Below are 23,173 nucleotides of genomic sequence, written 5' to 3'. Positions count from 1 at the left end.
ATCCGGAACCAGTAAGTTTCTTCTGGCATTCACCCACAACCATGCGGTGCAGCAGCTCCTATGGATGTGGTACTCTGCTGCTTCGCTTTATAGAATTCCCCGGTGATTTTCTCAACAGGAGTGTTAAACAGCTTCGCACAGACATATCGATAAAGCTCCATCTGGCCGCCGTACCGTCTGTTGATTATTTCTGCAAAATCCGAGCCGGAAAGGCCATTATTCAGATCGGACTTGTAATCCAGGAAATAGACGAACGTGAGTGTGCTCATATCATTCCCTCCTCTTACGAAAGCCCTGCCAGGAATTGGTCATTGTCTTCAATATGTCCAGCTGATAAAATATATTTATCCAGTAACAGTAGTCTCGGCTATGCTGGTTCAGTGAAAAATATTTATTCAAGTGAAGGAGGAAGACATGAAAAACAAGCTGAACACAATGACCTGGCTTCACAGATGGATCGCCGGTATATCGATCATTGTACTGATGACGCTCATGATACCGACAATACCTGCAGAAGCATCTGCCCGATCCACTGCTATTTCCAAGTACAGAATACTTCTCAACAAGAGCAGGATCAGTGTCCTGCCACAGGGAAAGATGGTCAGAACATGTTACGATGAAACTGCCCGCTATTGGTCCAGCAAGGCATCTAATGTGAAGTTCAGCCTTGCATATGTTGATGGGGATGACGTACCCGAGCTCATTCTTAACGATTATTATTACGGATACGGTGTCTGGTCATACAAAAACGGCTCTTTTCGCTGCCTGCACTGGTCTGATGCATATGACCAAATAATCGGTTATTATTATAAGAAGGGCGTGTTACGGGAAAATACCAATCATGGTACAACTTATTTTAACAGAAAATACTATAAGCTTCAGACCGGAAAAACAAAGAATTGTTTCCAATATGAGCACTGTTTCGGTAATGGAATTGGTTCGAGCACAAAGATTCTTGGGCGTTATATTAAGTCGGGCAATACGGAAAAGAGCGTTTCCAGCTCAGCTTTTTACAAAAACCTGAAGAAATATACCGGAGGCGTCTCCATGTCCAAAATCTATCTCCACAACAATACCGCTGCCAAAAAGAAACAATTCCTCAAATAAGATATACAAAAAGTGTGCTACAGGCACAGCAGCGCCGGGGCAACGGATCAATCTTATTTCCGGGGCTCCGGCGGGACGTGTTTGCGACACCGCAGCGAACAGCATCTTGTCTTCCGCCGGCTGCCGCTTCCGCCGGCTCCTATGCCGACCGCGTTCAGAAGCAGGTCGACATCGCAAAGCGCAACAGCGTATGGGGGAGAGAATATATGAACTGGGAAATGACGCTTTCCGTTGAAAGGGATAAAGGAAGGTATGAAGGCGAAATGTTGAATTCTATCCGTCTAATCCTCTCCAAATTGTCTAAAGGCAAGACGGAGGAGGTCATCGCAGATGAAATAGAAAAAGATGTCACGTTCGTACACCTGATCAACTCCCTTTTCAAAACCATGGACTCCCCAACGCCTGAAGCCGTCTTCAACGCTTACAAAACACTTGATACGGATGGAAAGCTCGATGCGCCTGAGAGTCTGCCTGCTGATTGATATAACAAATCACCCTCTTACCGTGTGCATTCATCCCCGTAAAGACTTTAGTCTCTTGCCATCGGCAAAGATAGAGGAAGAAACAATTCTTAATCAAAGGCACAAAAATGACCGCCCAGGCTCTGAAAAAGTTGGGCGGTCATTTCTGTGCCTAACTATAATTCGGGCTGACCGTATATCGCCAGTACTTTCATCTCTTTTCCACGCTTGTTATTAACCTGTTTTATCTATCACCCCAGCTTCGCAGAAAAATCTGCCAGCACTTCAGAGATCTTGATCTGCTGCGGGCAGACTTCCTCACAGCTCCGGCACTGCAGACATGCCTGCGGGCGCTTCTCTTCAGGGAGCGCTGAGAGAGCCATCGGCGCGATGAATCCGCCGCCGGTATAGACATGTTCGTTATAAAGGGCCAGCAGGTCGGGGATATTCAGTTCCTGTGGACAGTGGCTGACACAGTAATGACATGCCGTACAGGGTACCGTACCCACGGAGAGCATCTTTTCCGCAATGCCAAGCAGGACTTTCATTTCCGCTTCATTCAGCTTTTTGTCTTCAGCGAAAGTAACCAGGTTCTTCTCAAGCTGCTCGTCGTTGGACATGCCGGACAGTATCATAGTCACCGAAGGGATGCTCTGTAGGAAGCGGAATGCCCAGGCCGGGATCTCTTCGTCCGGCCGGAGCGCCGTCAGCTGCGCCTCATACTCAGGAGCCAGCTTAGCCAGTCTGCCGCCGCGAAGAGGCTCCATGACCCATACCGGGATGTGCTGCTGATCCAGCAGCGCCACCTTATCCTTGCCGTTCTGGAAGGTCCAGTCCAGATAGTTTAACTGCAGCTGGCAGAACTCCATATCCTTGCCATAAGCATCCAGAAAGCGCTGAAGCACAGGCATGCTCCCATGGCATGAAAAGCCAAGGTGCCGGATCCTTCCGTTTTGTTTCTGCTTCATAAGATAACTGTAGATCCCATACTTCTCATCGTCCAGATAGGCGTCAATGTTCATCTCACACACATTGTGAAAGAGATAGAAATCGAAGTATTCCACTCCCAGTTTCTCCAACTGCCGCTCGAAGATTTCCTCCACTTTCCCCCAATTGGAAGGGTCATAGCCGGGGAACTTGGTAGCCACATAGAAACTATCCCTCGGGTATCTGGACAGGGCTTTGCCCATGACCAGTTCTGAATTTTCTCCATGATATCCCCATGCCGTATCGTAGTAGTTGATACCATTCTGCATAGCCGTATCCACCATACGGAGCGCAGCAGCCTCGTCGATCCTTCCGTCATCTCCGTCAATTACAGGCAAACGCATAGCGCCAAAGCCAAGAGCGGATAACTTCATTCCCTGAAAATCCTTGTAAATCATATGCTGTCCTCCTCTTGTTTCATCCGTTTTTCTGTGGCTGTAATAATTATATTACACATAAGAGGAAAATCTGTATTTGATTTTCTTCTCACTGCAGAAACTCTCGAGTCTGCTGCATCCCTCTTCTCCACTGAACTCTCTAATCAGTGCAGCTTCCGGATCCTCTTCCCCGTGGATAGCCGCAATCAGCTTTTCTGTGTTCACAGTCAATTCATTAAGTCTTTATCGCAGTTTAAATCGGTTTTTCTCGAACTCCAGCAGACCTGCATCACGCATTTTACACAGCTCATTCGACATTGCGCTCCTGTCTACAGACAGGTAGTCTGCAAGCTGCTGGCGGTTAAACGGGATAGTAATATATGAACTGTTTTGTTTCTTCGCCTCTTCGGAAAGATATGAAATCAGTTTTTCCCTCGTTGTGCGCCTTGATATGTAATGCAGTTTCTGAACAAGACCCCTGTTCTTTTCAGAAATTGCGAAGAACAGATTTTGTACGACCATAGTATGGAAGCGGCATGCCGATGAACAGGTCGTAATAACACGTTTCACATCAAAGAAAAACACAGAGCTGTCCTCCACCGCAATAACATCGTTCAGGAGCGTGCCGCTTTCCGGTGCCACATATGCCTCTCCGAATATTTCTCCGACTCCGATATAACCGAGTATGCTGCGGTTCCCCCAGTAGTCATCTCTCTGAATGTGCAGACCGCCCTCTGCAAGGACGAGTATATCGCTGAGCCGTTCGCCTTCTTGCAGAACATATTCGCCCTTCTTATATTTGCGGAGGCTTGCCCCAAGGCAGGATAGCATGGAAGTGATCTCTTCATCACCTACACCGGCAAACAACTTCGTTCTTTTCAGCACCGGAATATACTTTTTCATAAGAACCACCTTTTTCGTTGTAAATACAACCGAACTGTCTGGTTCATTATACTATAGTCAAGCTACAAAATCACCAGCTGCGGAATCAAGGCTGAATCAAGAGAGCCAAAGGAGGAGCCAGAAAATGATTCGGAAAATCATTAAGATCGATGAGGAGAAATGTAACGGCTGCGGGCTGTGTGCCAGGGCTTGTCATGAGGGTGCCATTGATATTATAGATGGAAAAGCCAAACTGGTCCGGGAGAATTTCTGCGACGGTTTCGGAGACTGCCTGCCGAATTGTCCTACAGGTGCCATTACCTTTGAGGAGCGTGAGGCTCCGGCTTATGACGAAACAGCGGTAAAGGCAGCACAGCAGAAAGTGGTATCACCACAGGCCTCACAGGGAAGTGGCGAGACGGCGGTAAAGGCAGCACAGCAGAAAGTGGCATCACCACAGGGTGGGAAAGCCATGTGGGCAGAAGAGATTATGCAGATTGAGGACGAAACAAAACGCAGAGCCGCTATGATGGCTCATCTGGCAGAAGGCGGAGGACATCCTGCCGGCGGGTGTCCCGGATCCCGTATGATGCAGTTTAAGCGGGAAGCGGAGATGACGCCGTCCGAAGCTCCGACGACAGGATTCCGCCCTGTCTCCCGTCTGAACCAGTGGCCCTGCCAGATCAAGCTGGTACCGACACAGGCTCCGTTCTTTGACGGCGCGAAGCTGCTGATCGCGGCAGACTGCACGGCGTACGCCTATGCCAATATGCATGAGGAGTTCATGAAAGGCAAGATCACAGTCATTGGCTGCCCCAAGCTGGATGATTTGGACTATACGGATAAACTGACCGCGATCATCCGGGACAACGATATCAAGAGCGTTACTATCGTGCGGATGGAAGTGCCCTGCTGCGGCGGGCTGCAAAGAGCGGCACAGAACGCTCTCAAGGCAAGCGGAAAATTCATCCCCTGGCAGGTCGTGACAATCAGCCGCGATGGACGTATCCTGGACTAAGACACACGAAGAACAAATGTTGAGCACCGGCCTGCGGGACGGAGATTCAGATTCAGAGAGAACGCCAGCCCTGCCGGGACACAATTCCCGGCAGGGTTTTTATCATGCACTTTTTAATTTACTTTCCTAATGTGCTTTTATCATGCGGTTTTCAATTTGCTTTCCTAATGCGCTTTTCTAATGTGCTTCTCTATGAACCGGGTATTGTGTTGAAAAATCAATTGTTATCTTGTATGATATGTTATACAAATCATACTTTTTGGAGGTGAAATAGCGATCATGTCAATGCCAAAAGGTAAGTATGCCTGGACTGCTACTGTTGGTGAAAAAGGCCAGATCGTCATTCCGAAACAGGCGAGAGATGTTTTCGGCATTAAGCCGGGAGACACCCTGCTGTTGTTGGGCGATGAGGACCGCGGTATTGCGATCCCGAACAAGGGTGCATTTTCAGATTTATTCGCGGTTGTTTTTGATGATAAGGATGGTGACAATAACCTATGAAAATTGCATGGTTCTGTATTCCTGCTCATGGCCATACCAATCCTGCACTTGGCGTAGTAAGAGAACTGACATCCGCCGGACACCGGGTTTATTTCTTCTCTTTTGAGATGTTCCGGGAGAAAATCGAGCAAGCCGGAGCAACGTTTATCGGCTGCGATGGTTATGACTTTGAGATGGAAGATAAGGGAAATGCGGACAGAGTCGGCAAGGACAAGGTTTTTGCCACGGAGCTGCTTGTCTCTTCCACGCTTGCTCTGGACGAAATGACAACGAAAAAAGTCGAAGAAATCAATCCGGATCTTGTCGTTTCCGATTCTGTCGCGTTCTGGGGAAAGCTGGTGGCCATGAAGCACAACCTTCCTTATGTTTCCTCCACAACCACGTTCGCCTTTAACCGCTACTCGGCAAAATACATGAAGGAAACGCCCTGGGATATCGCAAAGATGCTTTTCTCCTTGCCGCGCATCAACAAGCAGATTCAGCGTTTGCGTGAAAAAGGATATCCGGTTCGGGGACTGCTGGACATTGTCCAAAATGACAATGATACCAATACCATTGTCTATACTTCGAAGTATTTCCAGCCTTGCTCAGAAACGTTTTCTGACAGATATCATTTTATCGGACCGTCAATCCGTCCTGTCATTCATCCCTTTAAGAAGACCGCAGAGAAAACTGTGTACATCTCCATGGGTACAGTCAACCAAAACCGGGAATTCTATCGGAATTGCATCCATGCCCTTGGCGGGACAGACTGGCAGGTCATTATCTCTATGGGGACAAATACAGAGCATTTTGAGAAGGTACCGGAAAATATCCAGATCCACCAGTCGGTCGACCAGATGGCGGTTCTGTCCATCGCGGATGCATTCATCACGCACTGCGGCATGAATTCTGTATCTGAGGGGTTATATTTTCGGATTCCGTTAGTGCTGTTCCCGCAAACACCGGAGCAGGGAGCGGTTGCAAAACGCACGGAAGAGCTTGGCGCAGGGATTCAATTGAAATCCATTTCTGAAGAAGATATTCTGCAGGCATTGAAAAGTGTATTGTACGAGCCTGATTACAAAAACAATGCCATACGGATCTCTGACAGCTTCCACGCCTGCGGCGGAGTGGTTGAGGCAAGAAAATTTCTCGAAGAAATCGCCCACCCAAACCATTCAGCATAAGTGAGCATAAACACGCGCAAAAAAGGAAAATCGCCAGCGGTTTTCTCCCCCGTTTTCCTTGTCCATACCCCCGCCGTCTTACTGCCTGCCCTGTATGACATATCCTGCATCCTTCAGGGCCTTAAGTGCCTTCTCAAAGTTGACTTCCTTTGTGAGGATATAGTCCGTGTTATAGGTCGAGATGGCAAATATGCCGATCCTGTTCTCCGCCAGGATCTCTGATATCCTGGCGAGTATCCCGATCAGGGAGAAGTCAAGCTGTCCGATAATGCGGAAAGCACTCCAGCCGTCATCTCTCTCGGTTGTATTATCCGGGACAGTCTCTTCCGGACATACCAGGGAATTCTCTTCATCCGTTGTTCCCGTGAAGCAGAATGGCTTCATCAGATCTATGCCGGAATAATCCATAACCTTGCATACGGAAAACCGATACTTAAGGGGTTCCAGAATAATGTTGGCTTCATGATTTGACCGATGGTGCGCAGAATAGTAGTTCCCGTTGTCGCCAGTGTCACCGGCAAATTGGTTTTTCATGTGCTTTCTCCCGCCTTAATACTGGAAATATTTTTATCAAACATAATATAACTATATCACACACATTTATCAATATAACGGGCCAGGAATGGGATCAGGGGATGGTTCTTTGTCTCCTTATCCCCTGAAGCGGGCTGAGGAACCGGCCTCTGATCTGCCACAAAAATAAGCCCGGCGAGCGGCTTTCCCAAAAGTCGTAAAACAACTCCCCGGGGTTCGGTTTTCTTCAAAAATCTACAAGATATATCCCTATGCTGATCTGGGTGAAGCTTCCTTTTTTGTCTATTTTCTTTATCTTGGCCGCCAGGAGTTTCCCGGCATCCATGAGGCGGGCGAAGATCAGGTTGTCTTTTTCCGGGATGTATCCGAGTTTCTTCCTGTCTTCTGTGTAGATCAGGATGGCATTTTCATCAAATTTGTTCTTTTCCCGCTGGAGGCTGAGCTTATCTCCAGTCTTTATTTCATTAAGAATGGATTTGTCCTCCAGATGGGTTGTCCCGGCGACGTAAGTGTCAAAGAGGTGGATATCCCGGATCAGGGGCTTCAGCATTTCGCCGAGCCCCTGCTGGTCGATCGTCTGGATCAGCGCGCCGGTCTGCTGTGTGCTCAGTTCATTCGCCATTTTATTTCGATTCCTCCCTTGCTTACGATCTGCAGGATGGCTTCTTTCAGCTCTTCGTGATACTTCTTATAAGTGTCCAGTTCCTCCTGCAGCGCGGTCTTTTTCTTTTCAACCGCGTCGTCGTTTTCCAACAGTTCTCTGTAGGTGTAGGGTTCGGTACTGGTAATGTCAAGAATCTCCTTTTTCAGGGCATCGATCCGTTCCGAGATGTCCGGAATGTCTATTTTGATCTCTTCCTTCCCGAGGTCTTTCAATGCCTTTCTGACGAGGACTTCCAACTCGGACAAGGCCTTAATATCGTTATGACCGTAGGTGGTCAGGATGCGCTGCCAGAGTTCCTTAAGAACTTCCTGCCGGTCTGTTTCCGGATTGATATCCGGATGGATCAGTTTGGCAAGCCGCCTGTACAGGGTTCTCGACCGCTGGACTTCATAGCTGGTGGAGGTACCGGCCTTTTTACATTTCTGAAAGTCGTCCTGCATGCGTTTGAGATTTACGTAGTAGAGCGCCATTTCCCGGTCCAGGTATTCCTGCATGGCGTCTTGATCAACAATTCCGCCGTGATTCAGGGCACGCTGATAAAAATCGATCGTCTTTCTGCATTTGATACACTCGATTTTTTCCTCATAAACATCTGCAATCAGTTTTCCAAAAGTCTGGATATAGCAGGTCCAGATCTGACCGGCCTCCTTCTGGGCCTGATCCCGTTCGAGAAGGAGGGATTCGTATTCGTCATAGTTCGTGTGTGTGCTTCTGATCAGTTCCATGGCGGCACCTCCGTTCGTTTATCCGGTTTTCTTTGAAGTCAGTGGCTGATCAGCCGATCATTTTAAAATCATAAAGCTCCTCGTAAAGCGTTGTGACCAGCTCTCCGTCAATCTCCGCTTTCTTAAAGAAATCATCCACTGTGCGGTACCATTTATCATCGAAGCGGATGGAGAGGTTTCCGTCTTCAGGAACGGACTCGACTTCATGGGGAAGTCCTTCGAAGGTAAACTGCACCTTCGCAGGGGCGGAAAGAACATGATACAGATCAAACAGGCTCATCACCGAAGGATCAAATTTCCGGAGTTTATAGATATCGGCAATCATCCATTTCATGATGTTCAGATTGCCAAAAAACGGGTGATACTGAATACGCTGGGAAAGAAAATCTCTTGCGATATCGTACAGTCTCAGAGCTTCCTCTGCACTTCCTTCCTCCGACCGGATCTTCGCAAGCCGGGTAAACACTTCCGGCAGGGGATCTTCCAGGTTGCAGGTATCCGCCACCTGCGGATAGAGATCTTCGATGATCTCCTTGTATTTCTCATAGTCCTTTTCTACATAATAGCCGTTTTTATACATGTCCGCCACCTTGTAGGCGGCGATCAGTTCCCCCATTTTCCTGGCCTTGTCAAAATAGTGGAAGGCCTTTTCGTAATTCTTTTCGCCGGTGCGGCCGTAATACCAGATATACCCGAGGTCGGAGATCGCGTAAAGATTGTCATATTCCGCTGCCATCTCGTAATATTTCAGGGCAAGATCAAAGCGGCGCTGCTCATAGTACATACCGCCGAGCTCCACCATGTAATCAGGCTCCTTTGTCTCGGTGATCAGAAAGTCCAGAGCCTCTGCAAGCAGGAAACGGTCTTCCTCTGAAGGATTTGTAAGGTCATAATAATTCCGGCATATATTCCTCGCCTCCAAAATAGTCATGGCAACACCTCCTTGTTTATCCGATTCATTTACCCGATTCCGGTGTTTCATCTGGCTTCGGGATTTATCCGTTCGGGGGTTATTCGTTCGGGGGTTATTCGTTCGGTGGTTTATCCGTTTGCGGGATTTATTCGATTCCGGATATAGCTGGCTCCGGAGCTTTATGTGGTCAAACCTCTTTCTCTTAAGACGCTCTTTTTCTCAAAAACACAATCCTTCCCGGGTTTGACATTGAAAGCAGTTCGCCGGGGTGAGAAAACATTTGGTGTCTTGAACCCGTGTAGGATTCTTGCCCTGAACAGGATACTTCTGACACGGATACTTCGTAGACTTCTGTCCCGGATACTCCTGTCTCCGACAAACCGTTTCTGTGACTGATTCTGTGACTGAAATGCTTTCCGGACTGTGCCAGCCCCGCCCCGGAGACGTCTGAATCCTTCCTGTATCTCCTGTGTCTGAAACACTTTCCGGATTGTGCCGGACCTGATGTTGCCATGAAAATCTCCTCCAGGATCCATGCCCCGAAAGCTGCGGCTGTTCCCAGGAGCATAAGCGATGCGCTCCCGTTTATGACCGACATAATGGTGTAGAAAAAGAAGATGGGAGTGCTTATGGGATGCCATAGAGTCTTATGAGGCGTCATTGTATTTCCGCTGCTGCGCATCGCTCTTGTATCTTTGTCGTTAGGGTTTGTTCTTCCATTATGGTTTGTTTTTTCATTATGATTTTCTTTTCTTCTATTCTCTTTTTTCATTTCGCCGCCTCCGTGGATCAGGTGTGTGTTATTCGCTGCAGTAATCAATATAGTCGCTCTCACTTGCAAAGAGGACGTATCTGCCGTTTACGTATCCCATGTAACCAGAATCTGTATCATATCCTTTCATTTCACACCTTCCTTTCCGCATGAACGAACATCTGATATATTTCGGTTGTTTCGCAGCTGTTGGCAGATTTGTTGAGTCACTTTACGGATTTGTTTACGATTTTTTTACGCCCTGCCGGCCCGTAATGTGTTGCTGTACTCTTCGTCGTTATGCTTTCGTTGTGCTCTTCGTTGTGCCCTCGTTGTGCTCTCGTTGTGTTCTTGTTGAGTATATAGTCTCAAAACAGGTGTCCCTCCACGCGGACACTGACGCTTTTTAGATGTCTGAAAATTCTATTTAAATATTAGTATTATCTGATATTTTATGATGCAATCAGCCGGCGCTCTGCCTGACAAAGCTGATGGAAAAAGTATGACGCGGGTATAGAGAGGGTATAGAAGGGTATAGAAAGAGAAAGAGTTAACTCTCTAACGCAAAGTTAACTCTCAATCAGATAAAGAAACAGTCTGTGCGGTTTTCAATCTGCACAGACTGTTTTACATTTTTGCATATAGTAAAAAGCAGGGTGACGGGAGCCGTCCCGTGGTCTTAAGCATGTATCCCGTAGAAAGGACATTTCTCTTTTATACATTGCCGGTTCTGATCTGAAAACTCACACTTCTGTTCTTCATATTCGAGTGCAACACTGTAGTGCTCGTTTATATATTCGATCCCTTTTTTGAAAGCGATCATGGCGTCCCGTTTACAGCATCTCGGGCCGTTGATCCTGCCGAGTTCTGCAATCGCTTCCGAAGTAAACTTCATATGCTCACCCCAGGATCCGTCGTCCGATAAAGGACCTGTCCCGTCGATGACCGCGAGGGCTGCCCCGACGGATGCGACGGCGCCGCAGACTCCCCAGAGGCCGCACATGGCACCGGGCATCCGGAGGCCCCCGCGGGCGATCTTATGCAGGCTTTCGTCCAGACTGATCTCTCCTCCTGCATTGTAAAAGGCGGTCAGTATACAGGCGCCGTCCAGAATATGGTGCTCCGGCCCGTGGATACTGATGTAGTCTTTTTTTGCCATGTTTTTAAAGATATGAACAGGATTGGTTCCTTTTTCCTGTCGGATATCCTCAACGATTTGTTTTGCTTTTTCCTCAATTGTCATCGGCATTATATAATCCTCCCGATCACTGGATTCACTTACCTGTCCCTGAGTGTATCACCCTTAAGTAAAAGCCCGCAGATATCCGGCATATCCTGTCACTCATACACCTGTTTTTCCCATCTTCTCGATCACGCAGGTGTGAATCTTCTTTTTTTCGTCGTAATTTATCCCGACAAACAAAAGATTTCCGCTGTAATGCTCCAGGCTGTCGAAATATTGTTTCCTTCGAATCTGGTCAATCGCGCTCCCGGCTGAGTCATTTCGCTTGAGCTCGACGATCATCGCCGGGTCGCCTTCCATAAAGGGGATAAAGACGACGTCCGCATAACCTTTGCCGGCGGTCATTTCCCTGACCACGGTATAACGGTTGAGTGCGTAAATATAGGCAAGGTAAATAGCACTCTGCAAAGCATCCTCATTGTTGTAACTCCGGTTGGATGTAACATGAATGTGGGAGACGTCCAGCGCTTTTGCCACTGTGTCTGCATTTCCCTGCCAGGTTTCTGTGAGCAGAGCCTTTGAGGATCCGATAATCCGGTCCGTAACTGAATACTCTGGTAACTTCTTCAAAGCCCGGAACCACTCCTCGCGCACCTCCTTGTTAGGGATATGGCAGGTCCGCGTTTCCTGATCATAGGCAAGATAGCCCAGATGCAGCAGGTACCCGAAAATATCATCCCGGCTGGAAAAATTTTTCATAGTATTCAGGTAAGCGTTCACATCGACCTCTGCGCTCCCGCCTGCCAGCATCTGGATCACCGCTTCCTTTGTTCCGGCGAAATCCAGTCGGATACGGTCTGATATCACTTCATAGGAGGATGTCTGTCCCCAGTAGCTGTCAAAAATATGCGTTTCGACGCAGCGGGCCACAGACTCCGGGTTATAGATCTCAAAGCCCTTCTGCCGGTATCCGTTATACCAGCGCCGGCATTCATTAAAATCGATGCCTCTCTCTGCACAGACCTCTTCGGTCTCCCGGGCTGTAAAGCCTACATATTCCGCAAACACGCCTGCATTCAAAATCGTATATTCCCGGAAATTGTTCAGTTTTGACTGTACCTTGTCCCGCACGATCGGAAGGATTCCTGTGAGATAAGCGAGGGAAATCGCCGGCCGCAGGGTATCGCTCTTGAAGAGGCTGTTCAGGAAGGCAAGGTATTCCTGAAACAGTTCATCACTGACCTGCTCTCTTACAAATACATCGTATTCATCCAGCAGAATGATAAAGGTCTCCTGTTTTGCAGCGTAGACCCGGAGGATACATCTTGCAAGAGAGTCGCTGCCGCGAAATACAACATCCGGAAATGCTGTTTTCATCTCCTCCCGAACCTCTTCTGTCAGTATCTTCAACACGTCTTTTTTTTCCTGCGCTGACTGATACTCACTGTTCATGTCGATCTTGATCACATGGTATCGATTCAGGTTCTTCAAAAAACCAGGATCTCTGCTGATCCTGAACGGCTCGAACAACTCCCTTGAATCACATCCCCTGGAATAGTAACTGCACAGCATATTTCCCGTGACGGTTTTGCCAAACCTCCGGGGTCTGGACATACAGATATATTTGTTGGCGGAGTCGAGCAGGCGGTTTGTCTCCCTGAGCAGCATCGTCTTGTCGATATATAGATCCGCATTCACTATTTGCCGGAAAACTTCATTTCCGGGATTCAGGTAAATACCCATCCTGCTCCTCCTGTATGGATGCTTCCGGAAAAGTTACTCATCCTGCCCATCTGTATGGGTGCTTCCGGAAAAACTTACTGGATCCCCCATCTCTCGAAAATGAACGGGAGGAAATAGTGCATCTGTTTGAACCACCACGGCCAGTCGTGGTTGACATCATAACCCCAGAAGTCGCACCATGCATTGATGCCTTTCTCGCGGAAAACGCTCTCGAGATATCTGAGAGAGCGGATGCCGTCGTCTTCCCATGCGCCCTGACCGACGCAGATAATGATCTGCTTCTGATTATACTCGTTGATATAGGGGTGGTCTGCAGGCATGTTGGGCAAAAAGCATTCCGGAGAGTTGTCGTAGAGTGTCTCGTTCATCCAACCGTTGAAAAAGTACTTGCTGTCATACAGACCGGACAGGGCTACGCATCCGGAAAAGAGATCGGGCCTTCTCAGCAGAGTGAGCACGGCATGATTCGCGCCGAGGCTGCAGCCGGTTGTCATGGGAAGTTTGCCGCCGGTCCTCTCCAGGATGATCGGCATCGCTTCGTCCACGATATAACGGAAATACAGCTCCTGCTTCCAGGCTCTGCGGCCAAGATCCGGGTCACCCTCTGACCAGCTTTCCTTGTCGATCGTATCCACGACAAAATACTGGATCTTCCCTGCTTCCAGATACCCGCTCAGCTCATTGATCATTCCGAATTCTTCATAATTGTGGCAGAGAGAATCCTGAGTGGGAAAAGCCAGAAACGGAACTCCGTCGTGACCGTAAACCATGATATGCATATCTCTGCTGAGGCACTCACTGTAATGGGTTATTTCTTCCTTGTACATTCATTATCTCCTTTCAAAAGAGTCATTATTGTCATGCGCAATCCAGTCGATTATATAAGATTACATTCCCGGTGACAACTCTTCTGGAGGAGAATCTTCACTCCAGCCGGTCTTACAGAATCCCCTTCAGGGCGGGGTACAGTTTTCTGAATGTCTCATATCTGTTCTGGTATTTTTCCGCGAGGACCGGGTCAGGCTCTGTGGTCCCGCTGACGCGTACAATCTTTCTGCATGCCTCTTCCACGTTGGCAAAGGCACCGTCGGACACTGCGGCCAATATAGCAGCCCCGTATCCGGGACCCTCCTCCACTTCTACGGTCTGGACGCTCAGATTCAGGATATTGGCGATGATCGTCTTCCAGAGAGGGCTCTTTGCCCCGCCTCCGCAGATCGTGGCGGTCTCAGGTGCGACGCCCATGCTGCGGGCGGCCTCCAGGGAATCCCTCAGTCCGAAGGCCACGCCTTCAAACACAGCCTGGAGCAGGTCCGCGCGGCTGGTGTCCATGCTCATACCGATGAAAGCTGCCCTTGCGGAGGGATCGTTGTGAGGGGAGCGCTCTCCCATCAGGTAGGGGAGGAAATAGACGCTGTTTTCTCCCAGTGCCGTGATCTCCTCCTGCTCGGCCGCAAAGTCGGATGTCCGCAGGATATCTGTCATCCACCAGTTGTTGCAGCTGGCCGCCGACAGCATGCAGCCCATGTAGTGGAAAGATCCGTCCGCGTGGGCAAACGAGTGGAGAGCATTGGCCGGATCTACGCCGAAGGTGGAAGTCGTGATAAAGAGAGTGCCGCTTGTTCCCAGGGAGAGGTTGCAGCGGTCTGGTCCGACTGTGCCGGTCCCGACGGCGGCTGCCGCATTGTCTCCCGCCCCGGCGGCGATCTTTACCGATGAAGAGAGGCCCAGGAGCTTTGCCGCCTCCGGGGGCAGGGTCCCTGTCATTTCATAGCTCTCGAAAAGAGCAGGCATCCAGCTCTCCTGTACAGAGCAGATTTCCATCATTTCCCTGGACCAGCATTTGTTTCGCACGTCCAGCAGCAGCATACCGGATGCATCGGAGTAGTCACAGCTGTGTACGCCGGTCATCCGGTAAGCCAGATAATCCTTGGGCAGCATAATCCGGCGGATCCTCGCAAAATTCTCCGGCTCATGCTTTTTCATCCACAGGATCTTGGGCGCGGTAAAGCCTGCAAAGGCAATGTTTCCCGTCAGCTCCGTCAGCCTTTTTTTACCGATGACCTGGTTCAGATAGTCGGTCTCCTCCTGCGAGCGCCCGTCATTCCAGAGGATGGCCGGCCGGATCACCCGGTCATTTTCATCCAGGGCGACAAGTCCGTGCATCTGGCCTCCGAAGCTGATTGCCCGGACAAGGCTTTTGTCCACGCCCGCCAGCAGATCCTCCAGACCTGCGACAGTCTGGGCCCACCAGTCCTCCGGATCCTGCTCTGCCCATCCCGCCTGCGGAAAGCGCAGTTCATATTCTTTTGACACAATGTGCTGTACGCTGCCTTTTTCATCCATCAGCACAAGTTTGACGGCAGAGGTTCCGAGGTCAATTCCGACGTAATACATTTTTTCTCCTTTTCTCGACATTCACTCCCTTTTAAAAGGGATGGGACAGCACTCATAAAGCTTTTTCCATGACGATTTCTTTATGACAGTTCTTTTCAGGAAGGCTCTCAGAGAGCTATTTTCATGACAGACGATACAGATAGATGTTCAGATGCTTCTTTACGCTGCGGAACCTCCTTCTGAGGCATTTTTATGTCATTCCAAAACATCTTTGTTCGTTTCCGGTCAACGAGCGGCCGAATACCCTCTATTCTTCTTTAAATTTTAATATACCAGGCCGCTGCGAACAACAAAAACCCACATAACCTTGACCGCATATAAAGCACAATTAAAAAAGCTCCCCTCCGGACAAACAGGGAGGATTAAAAGCCTGTTGCCCGGAAGAGAGCGTATTTTTCCGGAAAGGAGTAAATATTCCCCGGAAGGACATATTTCCCCAAAAGGAAGTATATTTTGCCCGAAAGAGAATATCTTTCCCCGGAAGGGAGTATCCTTTCATTGACGACAGGAGGCGCGGTTCAGAATCGCCACAACCAGGAGAACAGCTGCGGGAGCCAGCAGGATACGCATCCCCGTGCGGATGCCGGTGCTTTCGGCGACAGTCCCGATCACGGACGGGGTCACGATGGAGCCGATCCCCGACAAGGTGACAAAGATTCCCATGGCGAGCGGGTAGCGGCCAAAGACGTCACCGGCATTTGCGACAGTCGTGCCGTACATGCCGGAGAGGGAAAGTCCCAGTCCGATAGTACCGGCCAGCATCAAAGGAAGGCTGTTTGTGAACAGGACGATGCAGAGAAAGGCGAGAATACCCGCGGACAGGATCCGGATGATGACAGCGGGGGCAAAGCGGCCGCCGATCGCGCTGCAGCCAAAGCAGCGCGGTTTTTTTAACCTGTGAACCAGGACAGGCTGTCCCTCTGTGGCTTCCGGCCCGCCCAAATAATGTTTTTTCAGGTGATGTTTTTTTGTACAATCTGTGGCTCCGGCGGCGTTAGACAGTGTCAAGCCGTTATGATATATTTATTCTATTATGAAAGAAAATGAAAAAGCCTCTGAAAAAGTAATTGAATATATAGAAACCCGTATTCTCGCAGGAATCTTTAAGGCGGATGACCGTCTTCCGGCGGAAAGAGAATTGGCCAGGATCCTGAATGTCAGCAGGACGGCAGTTCGTGAAGGGATCCGACTGCTGGAAGTGATCGGAATCGTTGAGAGCAGGCAGGGAAGCGGCAATTATATCACGACGCACTTTGACCAGACGCTGGAGCAGGTGCTGACGATGATGTATGCGCTGGACGACCTGCGTTACGAAGAGATTCGGGAATTCCGCTATGTGGTGGAACGGCAGGCGCTGGTTCTGGCGGTCCGGAATGCAGACGACAGCGGAAAGAAAGAGCTGAAAAAATACCTGGACGGGATGCTGTACGCGGAGTCTGAGGAAGAACGGGCGGAAAATGACCGTATGCTGCACCTGACACTGGTTCAGATGTCCGGAAACCGTCTGGTCATTGCAAATTACCTGGCCCTGAACCGTGTGATCAACCGCTTTATCCGGGACGTCCGCCGAAGGATCCAGGAGGAAAGCCAGGAGGATTATGAGAAGTTCCAGGATGTCCACCGGAAGCTTGTGGAGTCCGTGCTGGAAGGAAACTGTGAGATGGGACGGGATGCCCTGGAAGAACACTTTGTTTTCATCACAAAGGACTTTGATACCTGACGGTCTGGATTCTCCAAAACACATTTTATTCTTTATAGCGTAATACCCGCATCCGGCGCGCAAGACTCGCGAGCGAGTCTTGAATTTTCGGCGCACAGGATTCACGGGCGGGTCTTGAATATTATAAGAACTAATAAGGCTCTGAAAAACTCAGTTATTCTATTGAGTTTTTCAGAGTCTTTTTTGTGTTGATCATTTGTTGATTATATATCATGCGAAAGGATGCCCTGCACAAGGCCTGCATCAATCACAGACAAGTCTGGGTCAGCAAGTAAGTTCCCCTGCAGCCGCAGGCAGGTCCGGGTTGTAAGTATAGCCTGCATCAATCACAGACGGGTGTCTGCCTGCAGGTATGGTTTACAGCAGGACAGCAGAGACATAGGAGATCACGCATACGATAATACCGAATACCACGCAGTATTTCACGGTCTGCGACATGATCTTGCCGTCGGCGCCGTCCAGGCCGATCGCCGCGATCGCAACAGCGATGCTCTGAGGAGAGATCAGCTTGCCGATGGCACCGCCTGCCATGTTCGCCGCGACCAGCTGGATCGCGTTGGCTCCGATCTGCTGCGCGACTTCTGTCTGCATCTTGGCAAACAGGATGCCGGAGGATGTCGTGGAACCGGTAACGAAGGTTCCGATGATTCCGACCACGGGAGCAAGCGCCGGGAAGAAAGAACCGGTCAGTGCAGCCAGAAGGGTAGCGATGCTCGACGTCATGCCGCTGTAGCCCATGACCTTGGCGACTGCAATGATGAATACGATGGTCGTGATGGCCTTCCACATGCTCTTGCAGGTGTTTCCCATGACACGGCACATATCAGCCGGGGATGCGCCCTGAATCAATCCTCCGATCACACCGGCCAGGAAAATCATGACTCCGCCGTTGCCGATCCACGCCAGACTGATCGTCGCTCCGCCCTCACCTGAATAGACGACAAATTTAGAGGTGAACTGCCCCAGGAAGGCATTGACCGGTGCAACCAGCTTGGAAGACAGGATCAGGAAGATCAGCATGAGAATATAAGGTGCCCATGCAGTCCCGTAACCGAACTTTGCTTTAGAATCTGCAGCATCTTTTCCGGAATCTGCAGAGACTTCTTCCATCGCATAGTCCGGATCAGACACGGGCTTCATCATCCGGGCGGCGATGACCATGACCAGCAGGCTCACAGTATTACCCACCAGATCTACAAATTCCGCCCCTACAAAGTGGGCGACAACAAGCGCAGGGACAACATAGGAAGCAGCAGCCAGGATCGTGAAGCCCAGCATGCCCTTGAAGGCATTCTTTCCTTTTACAGACTTTCCTGTCAGCCAGACGATAATAAAGGGAGAAAGGAAAGCAGGAATGGCCAGCATATTCATTGCGGGACCGGAAAGGACGAGAGAATCGACGCCTACCAGACCGGCGGCTGTCGTTGTGGGAATACCGATGGAGCCAAAGGTCGGCGGTGCCGCATTTGCCACAAGGCAGGCAACAGCGGAAAACAGGGGATCAAACCCCAGTGCCACCATCATAGCGGCAGGGATCGCGACTGCAGTTCCAAAGCCGGCGACTGCTTCCATGAAACCGCCAAAGCCCCAGGCGAGGATCAGGACCAGCACGCGCTTATCATTAGTAACAGAAGTCAGCATTTTTTTGATAAGGTCCATCGCACCGGTTTCTACACACAGATTATAGGTAAACATCGCTGCAATAATGATGATGCCGATGGGCCAGAGGGCTGTGATCACACCCTCAAGTGTGGCCGTCAGAGCCTCCCCGAAGCTGAGGCCGGCCAGAATATCGCTGAAACCGGCAGCCCGGAAAACAAAGCTCTCAACGATCGAAATGAGAAGCGCGATCAGACAGCCGATATAACCGGGCATCTTAATAATAAGAAATGCGACAAACAGCCATATGATCGGCAGCATTGCCAGGACAAAATTGAGTACCATACTCCTTACCTCCTTTTTGAATATGTTTAGAATATGTGGGTTGATATGATTGTGATTATTGGTTGACCATTGACCGCTGATATTATAACCCCGCATTTCTTTTCTTGTCAATATTGGTTTACCATTTTTGAAATTTTTAAATTATTTTTCAAAAAAGCACTTGACAACAGCATATTTACGGAGTATATTCGAACCATCATAAGTGGTCAACCACTTGAAAGGAAACAGAAAATAGTGGATGTTAATCAAATATCAATAGGTCAACCAATATCAAATGTGACCTGCAGGAAAATGCCGGGGCCGCGAGCCGGTCAAACATATTCCTGTAAAAAATAAGAAGAAAGGAGAACAAAATGGAAGGAAGACATATGATCATCTCGATCGGAAGAGAATGCGGAAGCGGCGGACATGAAATCGGCGAAAAGCTCGCAGCAATGTATGGGCTCAAGCTCTACGACAAGAACATGATCGGGGCCATTGCCGCACACACCGGCAAGGATGCCGATTATCTGGTAAAGCTGGAAGAAAAGGTAAAAAGCGGTATTCTTCCTGTCCAGCGGGATGGTTTTGCCGCACACAGGCATGAGCTCATGAGCTCTTTAACAAAGACAGACCGCTTCTTTCTTCTGGAAAAGGATCTGATCCTGACCCTGGCCGGGAAAGAATCTTTCGTTCTCATCGGCCGCGCCGGTAATGCTATCCTGGCGGACAATCCCGATACGCTGAAGCTGTACGTGTACGCTTCCGAGGAGTTCAAGATCCCGCGCGTCAAAGAGCGCTTCCATCTGGATACAGATAAAGAAGCCATTGAGAAGATGAAGCAGGTGGACAAGGAGAGGAAAGCCTATTTTGAGTACTACTCCGACAAAGCCTGGGGAACCAGCGATGCCCACGACTTCATGATCGACACCAGCGTCTTCGGAATTGACGGTGCAGTGGAGATCATCAACGGGATCATCAAAAAGAAATTCGGGGTCTGAGACGGGAATCACAGAAATCCGGCAACAGACATGTTTTAGGGTTTTTTACGGGTTTTCAGAAAAAAAAATCCGCTTTCACTTTTGGCAGCCGACCCTCTGGGGGATATGGAGGGCCGGTATTTAAAAAACAATTAGTCCTGTGCACAAAAATGCCGCAGGAAGCGGCAGAGAAAGGAGCTGACATGACTAAAAAACATATGATCATTTCAATCGGCAGAGAATGCGGCTGCGGCGGCCATGAAATCGGAGAAAAGATCGCGGAGCATTACGGCCTCAAGCTGTACGACAGCAATCTGGTGGAAATCCTCGCAAAGCGCTATGACCTGGATCAGGAGAAACTTATGGCGCTTGAAGAGCGAGTGACAGGACACCTTCTCCCGGCCCGGCAAAATGGCTTTGCAAAACAGTACGGCTCTCTTATGAATGCATTCACGAAATCCGACCGTCTTTTCATGATGGAGAGAAATCTGATCAGAGAGCTGGCTCAAAAAGAATCCTTTGTAATCGTCGGAAGAGCCGCCAACGCGATCCTCGCGGACAACCCGGATGTACTCCGCGTCTATGTCTACGCCTCCCAGGAATTCCGGCTCGTACAGGCCAGGAAACGCTTCAATCTCAACAGCGATGAAGAACTCCTCCGCAAGATCCGGAATGTCGACAAAGTACGCCGGAACTATTTCAACTATTATTCCGACAAGGTCTGGGCTTCCAGCGATGCCCACGACTTCATGATCGACACCAGCCTTCTGGGTATCGATGACACCGTCGACGTCATCCTCGGAATCGCGGACCGCAAATTCAACAGCAAGGTGGTCTCCATTACAAAGACCGCATAAATTCATAAGCCCCCCCCTAATTAATATTTATAAGCGGAAAGCCCTTCACAATGATCCTGCCCTTGATCAGATGTCATGGACACTGTGGAGGGCTTTTCCGCTCGTTCAGCCATCATTGAACACTACTGCAGGCGTAATTTGCTTTTGTGAAAGCATGAGACCACAGCATCAGGTAACCACAGCATCAGGTAAAGGAAACAGGGGGCGGGAGGATCGTCTCCTGATCCGCCGAATGCTTTCAAGGGAGACAAAGAGCTCCATGACGGTATGCTGAATAAAAGATCTGGATTTTCGGTTTTGGTTGACCATTTTGCACAACTACAATTTCCCGATTTTCCGCATATACAATTAATGGTATACCATTTTATAAATTAATGTAATTATTTTTAAAATTTCGCTTGACAACAATGGACTTTCTAAGTATATTCAAATCACAAAATGTGGTCTACCACTTATCTCTATATATTATCTTGGCGGATACACTTTTTATTTAAGTGGACAACCATCATCCGATGTCAGCCTGCAGGGTGCTGGCGGTAATGTGGAACAGTCACAGGTAACCCTGCGAAACAATACAGCGGTTTCCCTGAATTCAAGACTCGCTCGCGAGTCTTGGGCGCATATCCTACGACTGAAGTCATGGGTATTGCGCGATGAAGAATAAACCGCAATAATTCATAAGCCTCTTGTTAAATTTTTTAAATAGGAAAGCCCTCCATAGTGATTCTGATTGTCCCCCGCATCAGAGCCACTGTGAAGGGCTTTTCAGTCTCTCAACCATCATTCCCTCAAGTATTGTTTGTGAAAAAAGCGGTTTGGAAAGACAGCAGCTATGGTATTATGTTTGATGAAAGTCAAAAACATCAAATAAAGTATCAATTACTGCAGCACAAACAAAAATCACTGGGAGGTATAGAGGATGAAAAAAGAAATAAGAAAAATGCAGCCGCAAGAAAAACCGGTGACAAGAAAAGCACCTGCTGCAATCTGCCTGGCTCTTTTATGTGCAGTACTATGTGCTTCCTGTGCCCCGAAACAGAAAAGCGGCAGTAACGCCCAGAATGCCGTGGTATCGGAAAACACAGATGCAGGGCAGGAAGCCGCTGCACCGGGCAATGCAGATGAAAGCCAGGAAGCCGCTGCACCGGGCAATGCAGATGAAAGCCAGAAAGCCGCTGCACCGGGCAATGAGGCTGCAGGGCAGGACGCCGTGACTTCGGAAAAAGCAGCAGCCGTACAGGCGGGCGCCACACAGGACCCGGCATCGGAGGAAACGGAGGCAGACGCGGAAGAAACAATGTCAGAGGGCACCGACACCCCCTGTGAAGTGCGCAGTACGCAGTACACCGGCAGCTTCAGTTCCATGTTCCTTTCAGAGGGAGATACAGTGGCTGTGATCTCTCCTTCTTCGCTTCCTTCCAGAAAGCAGGTGGATGCAGTGGTGAACGGGCTGAAGGAGTGGGGTTATATCCCTGTAGAAGGAAAGCATGTCTGCGAAGAGACCCGCACACTTGATGATTGCAAAGAAGACCTGCTGTGGGCTCTGGAGGATCCGTCCGTAAAAGCCGTTTTCTGCGTCCGCGGAGGTTACGCGTCTTCAGAAGTGATGGATGACATGGCGCTGGACAGCATTTCTTCGGCCGGTAAGCTCATCATCGGCTACAGTGACATCACCGTCTACCACAGCGCGTGGACCATGGCCGGGATACCCTCCGTACATGCATCTATGAGCGCGGCATTTATGGATCTTCCGGCGCCCTGCAGGGATGCAGAGCAGAAGATGCTCCGAGGCGAGCTCCCCGCATATACATGCCCCTCTACCCCTCTGTGCCGCACAGGAGAAACTGAGGGGATCCTGATCGGAGGCAACCTTTCCACCTTTACCTCTGTCATCGGAACAGAATATGACAGCACAAAGACAGACCAGCCCTATATCCTCTTTTTAGAAGACGAATCTGAAAACCTGCAGCATATCCACCGCTATCTGACGATCCTGAAGCACCACGGCGTGCTGGACCGCGCGGCAGGTATTGTATTTGGCGAATGGGCGGACATACCCACAGACCTGGCTGACTACGACGGGAATTCCCGGGGCGGGACATTTACTTCTGTATCTGACATGATCAGCAGACAGTTTCTGGATGGACTGGACATTCCGGTCGCTTTCGGCTTCCCCGCCGGGCACGCGGACACCAATTATCCGCTGCTGATGGGAGAAAAAGCACATCTCAAAGTTTCTGAGGACTCCTTCACTCTGGACTGGGAGGAGTAAACCTGCCGC

23 protein-coding genes are annotated in these 23,173 nt (G+C 49.5%); 9 read left to right on the top strand and 14 right to left on the bottom strand.

Annotated elements, in window-relative coordinates; all coding sequences use genetic code 11:
* Window positions 1-29: 29 nt before the first annotated feature.
* Window positions 30-269 carry a hypothetical protein gene (locus tag BLT02_RS12485; RefSeq protein WP_092996000.1) on the bottom strand — a complete coding sequence of 80 codons (240 nt, stop codon included), beginning with the start codon at window positions 267-269 and terminating at the stop codon, window positions 30-32.
* Window positions 270-414: 145 nt separating this feature from the next.
* On the opposite strand from BLT02_RS12485, the gene BLT02_RS12480 reads away from it, so the two are divergent.
* The gene (locus BLT02_RS12480) at window positions 415-1,107 is read left to right on the top strand and encodes a hypothetical protein (RefSeq protein WP_092995997.1); all 693 of its coding nucleotides are present in this window, start codon (window positions 415-417) and stop codon (window positions 1,105-1,107) included.
* A gap of 206 nt (window positions 1,108-1,313) precedes the next feature.
* Window positions 1,314-1,589: a hypothetical protein gene (locus BLT02_RS12475; protein ID WP_092995994.1), complete on the top strand. Its 276-nt coding sequence runs from the start codon at window positions 1,314-1,316 to the stop codon at window positions 1,587-1,589.
* A gap of 230 nt (window positions 1,590-1,819) precedes the next feature.
* Here the strand turns inward: BLT02_RS12475 and BLT02_RS12470 are convergent, their stop codons facing one another.
* The 3 genes from BLT02_RS12470 to BLT02_RS12465 are packed head-to-tail and all read right to left on the bottom strand — an operon-like array spanning window position 1,820 to window position 3,835.
* On the bottom strand, window positions 1,820-2,953 hold the full coding sequence (locus BLT02_RS12470) for an aldo/keto reductase (RefSeq protein ID WP_092995991.1): 1,134 nt from the start codon (window positions 2,951-2,953) through the stop codon (window positions 1,820-1,822).
* Between the two features lie 51 nt (window positions 2,954-3,004).
* Complete coding sequence (locus tag BLT02_RS17210) at window positions 3,005-3,157, bottom strand: hypothetical protein (protein WP_175453827.1); 153 nt, start codon at window positions 3,155-3,157, stop codon at window positions 3,005-3,007.
* Window positions 3,158-3,175: 18 nt separating this feature from the next.
* Window positions 3,176-3,835: a Crp/Fnr family transcriptional regulator gene (locus BLT02_RS12465; RefSeq protein WP_092995988.1), complete on the bottom strand. Its 660-nt coding sequence runs from the start codon at window positions 3,833-3,835 to the stop codon at window positions 3,176-3,178.
* Between the two features lie 124 nt (window positions 3,836-3,959).
* On the opposite strand from BLT02_RS12465, the gene BLT02_RS12460 reads away from it, so the two are divergent.
* From BLT02_RS12460 to BLT02_RS12450, 3 genes are all read left to right on the top strand, one after another.
* Entirely contained in the window at window positions 3,960-4,832 is an 873-nt protein-coding gene (locus tag BLT02_RS12460; RefSeq protein ID WP_092995984.1) for an ATP-binding protein, read from the top strand.
* A gap of 279 nt (window positions 4,833-5,111) precedes the next feature.
* Window positions 5,112-5,333, top strand: coding sequence for an AbrB/MazE/SpoVT family DNA-binding domain-containing protein (locus BLT02_RS12455; RefSeq protein WP_092995981.1), 222 nt, complete (start codon window positions 5,112-5,114; stop codon window positions 5,331-5,333).
* Window positions 5,330-6,502 (top strand): macrolide family glycosyltransferase, encoded by a 1,173-nt coding sequence (locus tag BLT02_RS12450; protein WP_092995978.1) that lies wholly within the window; start codon window positions 5,330-5,332, stop codon window positions 6,500-6,502. Before BLT02_RS12455 ends, BLT02_RS12450 begins: the two co-directional genes overlap by 4 nt.
* Window positions 6,503-6,580: 78 nt before the next feature.
* Here the strand turns inward: BLT02_RS12450 and BLT02_RS12445 are convergent, their stop codons facing one another.
* From BLT02_RS12445 to BLT02_RS12400, 9 genes are all read right to left on the bottom strand, one after another.
* Window positions 6,581-6,910, bottom strand: a complete 330-nt coding sequence (locus BLT02_RS12445; protein WP_347474971.1) for an ACT domain-containing protein — start codon at window positions 6,908-6,910, stop codon at window positions 6,581-6,583.
* Between the two features lie 352 nt (window positions 6,911-7,262).
* Window positions 7,263-7,658, bottom strand: a complete 396-nt coding sequence (locus tag BLT02_RS12440; protein WP_092995972.1) for an HIRAN domain-containing protein — start codon at window positions 7,656-7,658, stop codon at window positions 7,263-7,265.
* Window positions 7,643-8,425, bottom strand: coding sequence for a hypothetical protein (locus tag BLT02_RS12435; protein WP_092995969.1), 783 nt, complete (start codon window positions 8,423-8,425; stop codon window positions 7,643-7,645). Before BLT02_RS12435 ends, BLT02_RS12440 begins: the two co-directional genes overlap by 16 nt.
* 49 nt (window positions 8,426-8,474) lie before the next feature.
* Entirely contained in the window at window positions 8,475-9,356 is an 882-nt protein-coding gene (locus BLT02_RS12430) for a tetratricopeptide repeat protein (protein ID WP_092995966.1), read from the bottom strand.
* Between the two features lie 1,412 nt (window positions 9,357-10,768).
* Complete coding sequence (locus BLT02_RS12420) at window positions 10,769-11,338, bottom strand: DUF5714 domain-containing protein (RefSeq protein ID WP_242869803.1); 570 nt, start codon at window positions 11,336-11,338, stop codon at window positions 10,769-10,771.
* Between the two features lie 93 nt (window positions 11,339-11,431).
* Complete coding sequence (locus BLT02_RS12415; protein WP_092995960.1) at window positions 11,432-13,015, bottom strand: AAA family ATPase; 1,584 nt, start codon at window positions 13,013-13,015, stop codon at window positions 11,432-11,434.
* A 74-nt stretch (window positions 13,016-13,089) separates the two neighbouring features.
* A complete protein-coding gene (locus BLT02_RS12410; protein WP_092995957.1) occupies window positions 13,090-13,842 on the bottom strand; it encodes an esterase family protein in 753 nt (250 codons plus the stop codon).
* Window positions 13,843-13,954: 112 nt separating this feature from the next.
* On the bottom strand, window positions 13,955-15,412 hold the full coding sequence (gene xylB / locus BLT02_RS12405; RefSeq protein WP_092995954.1) for a xylulokinase: 1,458 nt from the start codon (window positions 15,410-15,412) through the stop codon (window positions 13,955-13,957).
* A 495-nt stretch (window positions 15,413-15,907) separates the two neighbouring features.
* Window positions 15,908-16,354, bottom strand: coding sequence for an MFS transporter (locus BLT02_RS12400; protein WP_092995951.1), 447 nt, complete (start codon window positions 16,352-16,354; stop codon window positions 15,908-15,910).
* Between the two features lie 91 nt (window positions 16,355-16,445).
* On the opposite strand from BLT02_RS12400, the gene BLT02_RS12395 reads away from it, so the two are divergent.
* Window positions 16,446-17,132, top strand: coding sequence for a FadR/GntR family transcriptional regulator (locus BLT02_RS12395; RefSeq protein ID WP_092995948.1), 687 nt, complete (start codon window positions 16,446-16,448; stop codon window positions 17,130-17,132).
* Window positions 17,133-17,489: 357 nt separating this feature from the next.
* On the opposite strand, the gene BLT02_RS12390 is transcribed toward BLT02_RS12395, so the two are convergent.
* Window positions 17,490-19,076, bottom strand: a complete 1,587-nt coding sequence (locus BLT02_RS12390; RefSeq protein ID WP_175453826.1) for an L-lactate permease — start codon at window positions 19,074-19,076, stop codon at window positions 17,490-17,492.
* Between the two features lie 353 nt (window positions 19,077-19,429).
* Between BLT02_RS12390 and BLT02_RS12385 the strand changes: the two genes are divergently transcribed.
* The 3 genes from BLT02_RS12385 (at window position 19,430) to BLT02_RS12375 (ending at window position 23,164) form a co-directional block, all read left to right on the top strand.
* On the top strand, window positions 19,430-20,056 hold the full coding sequence (locus tag BLT02_RS12385) for a cytidylate kinase-like family protein (protein WP_092995942.1): 627 nt from the start codon (window positions 19,430-19,432) through the stop codon (window positions 20,054-20,056).
* A 182-nt stretch (window positions 20,057-20,238) separates the two neighbouring features.
* The gene (locus BLT02_RS12380) at window positions 20,239-20,892 is read left to right on the top strand and encodes a cytidylate kinase-like family protein (protein WP_175453825.1); all 654 of its coding nucleotides are present in this window, start codon (window positions 20,239-20,241) and stop codon (window positions 20,890-20,892) included.
* A gap of 919 nt (window positions 20,893-21,811) precedes the next feature.
* Complete coding sequence (locus BLT02_RS12375; RefSeq protein WP_092995936.1) at window positions 21,812-23,164, top strand: LD-carboxypeptidase; 1,353 nt, start codon at window positions 21,812-21,814, stop codon at window positions 23,162-23,164.
* The last annotated feature ends 9 nt before the right edge of the window (window positions 23,165-23,173 follow it).

The sequence above is a fragment of the Sarcina sp. DSM 11001 genome (genome assembly GCF_900101015.1).
Taxonomy (GTDB): Bacteria; Bacillota; Clostridia; order Lachnospirales; family Lachnospiraceae; genus CAG-791.
Note: the sequence above shows the minus strand (reverse complement) of the source record. Positions and strands in the feature narration are given on the sequence as shown.

Bases quoted from the DNA above. Each gene is read 5' to 3' on its own strand.
- BLT02_RS12445 (WP_347474971.1), bottom strand. From the start codon at position 6,910: ATGGATTATTCCGGCATAGATCTGATGAAGCCATTCTGCTTCACGGGA.
- BLT02_RS12450 (WP_092995978.1), top strand. From the start codon at position 5,330: ATGAAAATTGCATGGTTCTGTATTCCTGCTCATGGCCATACCAATCCT.
- BLT02_RS12470 (WP_092995991.1), bottom strand. From the start codon at position 2,953: ATGATTTACAAGGATTTTCAGGGAATGAAGTTATCCGCTCTTGGCTTT.
- BLT02_RS12430 (WP_092995966.1), bottom strand. From the start codon at position 9,356: ATGACTATTTTGGAGGCGAGGAATATATGCCGGAATTATTATGACCTT.
- BLT02_RS12410 (WP_092995957.1), bottom strand. From the start codon at position 13,842: ATGTACAAGGAAGAAATAACCCATTACAGTGAGTGCCTCAGCAGAGAT.
- BLT02_RS12485 (WP_092996000.1), bottom strand. From the start codon at position 269: ATGAGCACACTCACGTTCGTCTATTTCCTGGATTACAAGTCCGATCTG.
- BLT02_RS12415 (WP_092995960.1), bottom strand. From the start codon at position 13,015: ATGGGTATTTACCTGAATCCCGGAAATGAAGTTTTCCGGCAAATAGTG.
- BLT02_RS12390 (WP_175453826.1), bottom strand. From the start codon at position 19,076: ATGGTACTCAATTTTGTCCTGGCAATGCTGCCGATCATATGGCTGTTT.
- BLT02_RS12455 (WP_092995981.1), top strand. From the start codon at position 5,112: ATGTCAATGCCAAAAGGTAAGTATGCCTGGACTGCTACTGTTGGTGAA.
- BLT02_RS12440 (WP_092995972.1), bottom strand. From the start codon at position 7,658: ATGGCGAATGAACTGAGCACACAGCAGACCGGCGCGCTGATCCAGACG.
- BLT02_RS12480 (WP_092995997.1), top strand. From the start codon at position 415: ATGAAAAACAAGCTGAACACAATGACCTGGCTTCACAGATGGATCGCC.
- BLT02_RS12375 (WP_092995936.1), top strand. From the start codon at position 21,812: ATGAAAAAAGAAATAAGAAAAATGCAGCCGCAAGAAAAACCGGTGACA.
- BLT02_RS12385 (WP_092995942.1), top strand. From the start codon at position 19,430: ATGGAAGGAAGACATATGATCATCTCGATCGGAAGAGAATGCGGAAGC.
- BLT02_RS12380 (WP_175453825.1), top strand. From the start codon at position 20,239: ATGACTAAAAAACATATGATCATTTCAATCGGCAGAGAATGCGGCTGC.
- BLT02_RS12475 (WP_092995994.1), top strand. From the start codon at position 1,314: ATGAACTGGGAAATGACGCTTTCCGTTGAAAGGGATAAAGGAAGGTAT.
- BLT02_RS12460 (WP_092995984.1), top strand. From the start codon at position 3,960: ATGATTCGGAAAATCATTAAGATCGATGAGGAGAAATGTAACGGCTGC.
- BLT02_RS12420 (WP_242869803.1), bottom strand. From the start codon at position 11,338: ATGCCGATGACAATTGAGGAAAAAGCAAAACAAATCGTTGAGGATATC.
- xylB (WP_092995954.1), bottom strand. From the start codon at position 15,412: ATGTATTACGTCGGAATTGACCTCGGAACCTCTGCCGTCAAACTTGTG.
- BLT02_RS12395 (WP_092995948.1), top strand. From the start codon at position 16,446: ATGAAAGAAAATGAAAAAGCCTCTGAAAAAGTAATTGAATATATAGAA.
- BLT02_RS12435 (WP_092995969.1), bottom strand. From the start codon at position 8,425: ATGGAACTGATCAGAAGCACACACACGAACTATGACGAATACGAATCC.
- BLT02_RS12465 (WP_092995988.1), bottom strand. From the start codon at position 3,835: ATGAAAAAGTATATTCCGGTGCTGAAAAGAACGAAGTTGTTTGCCGGT.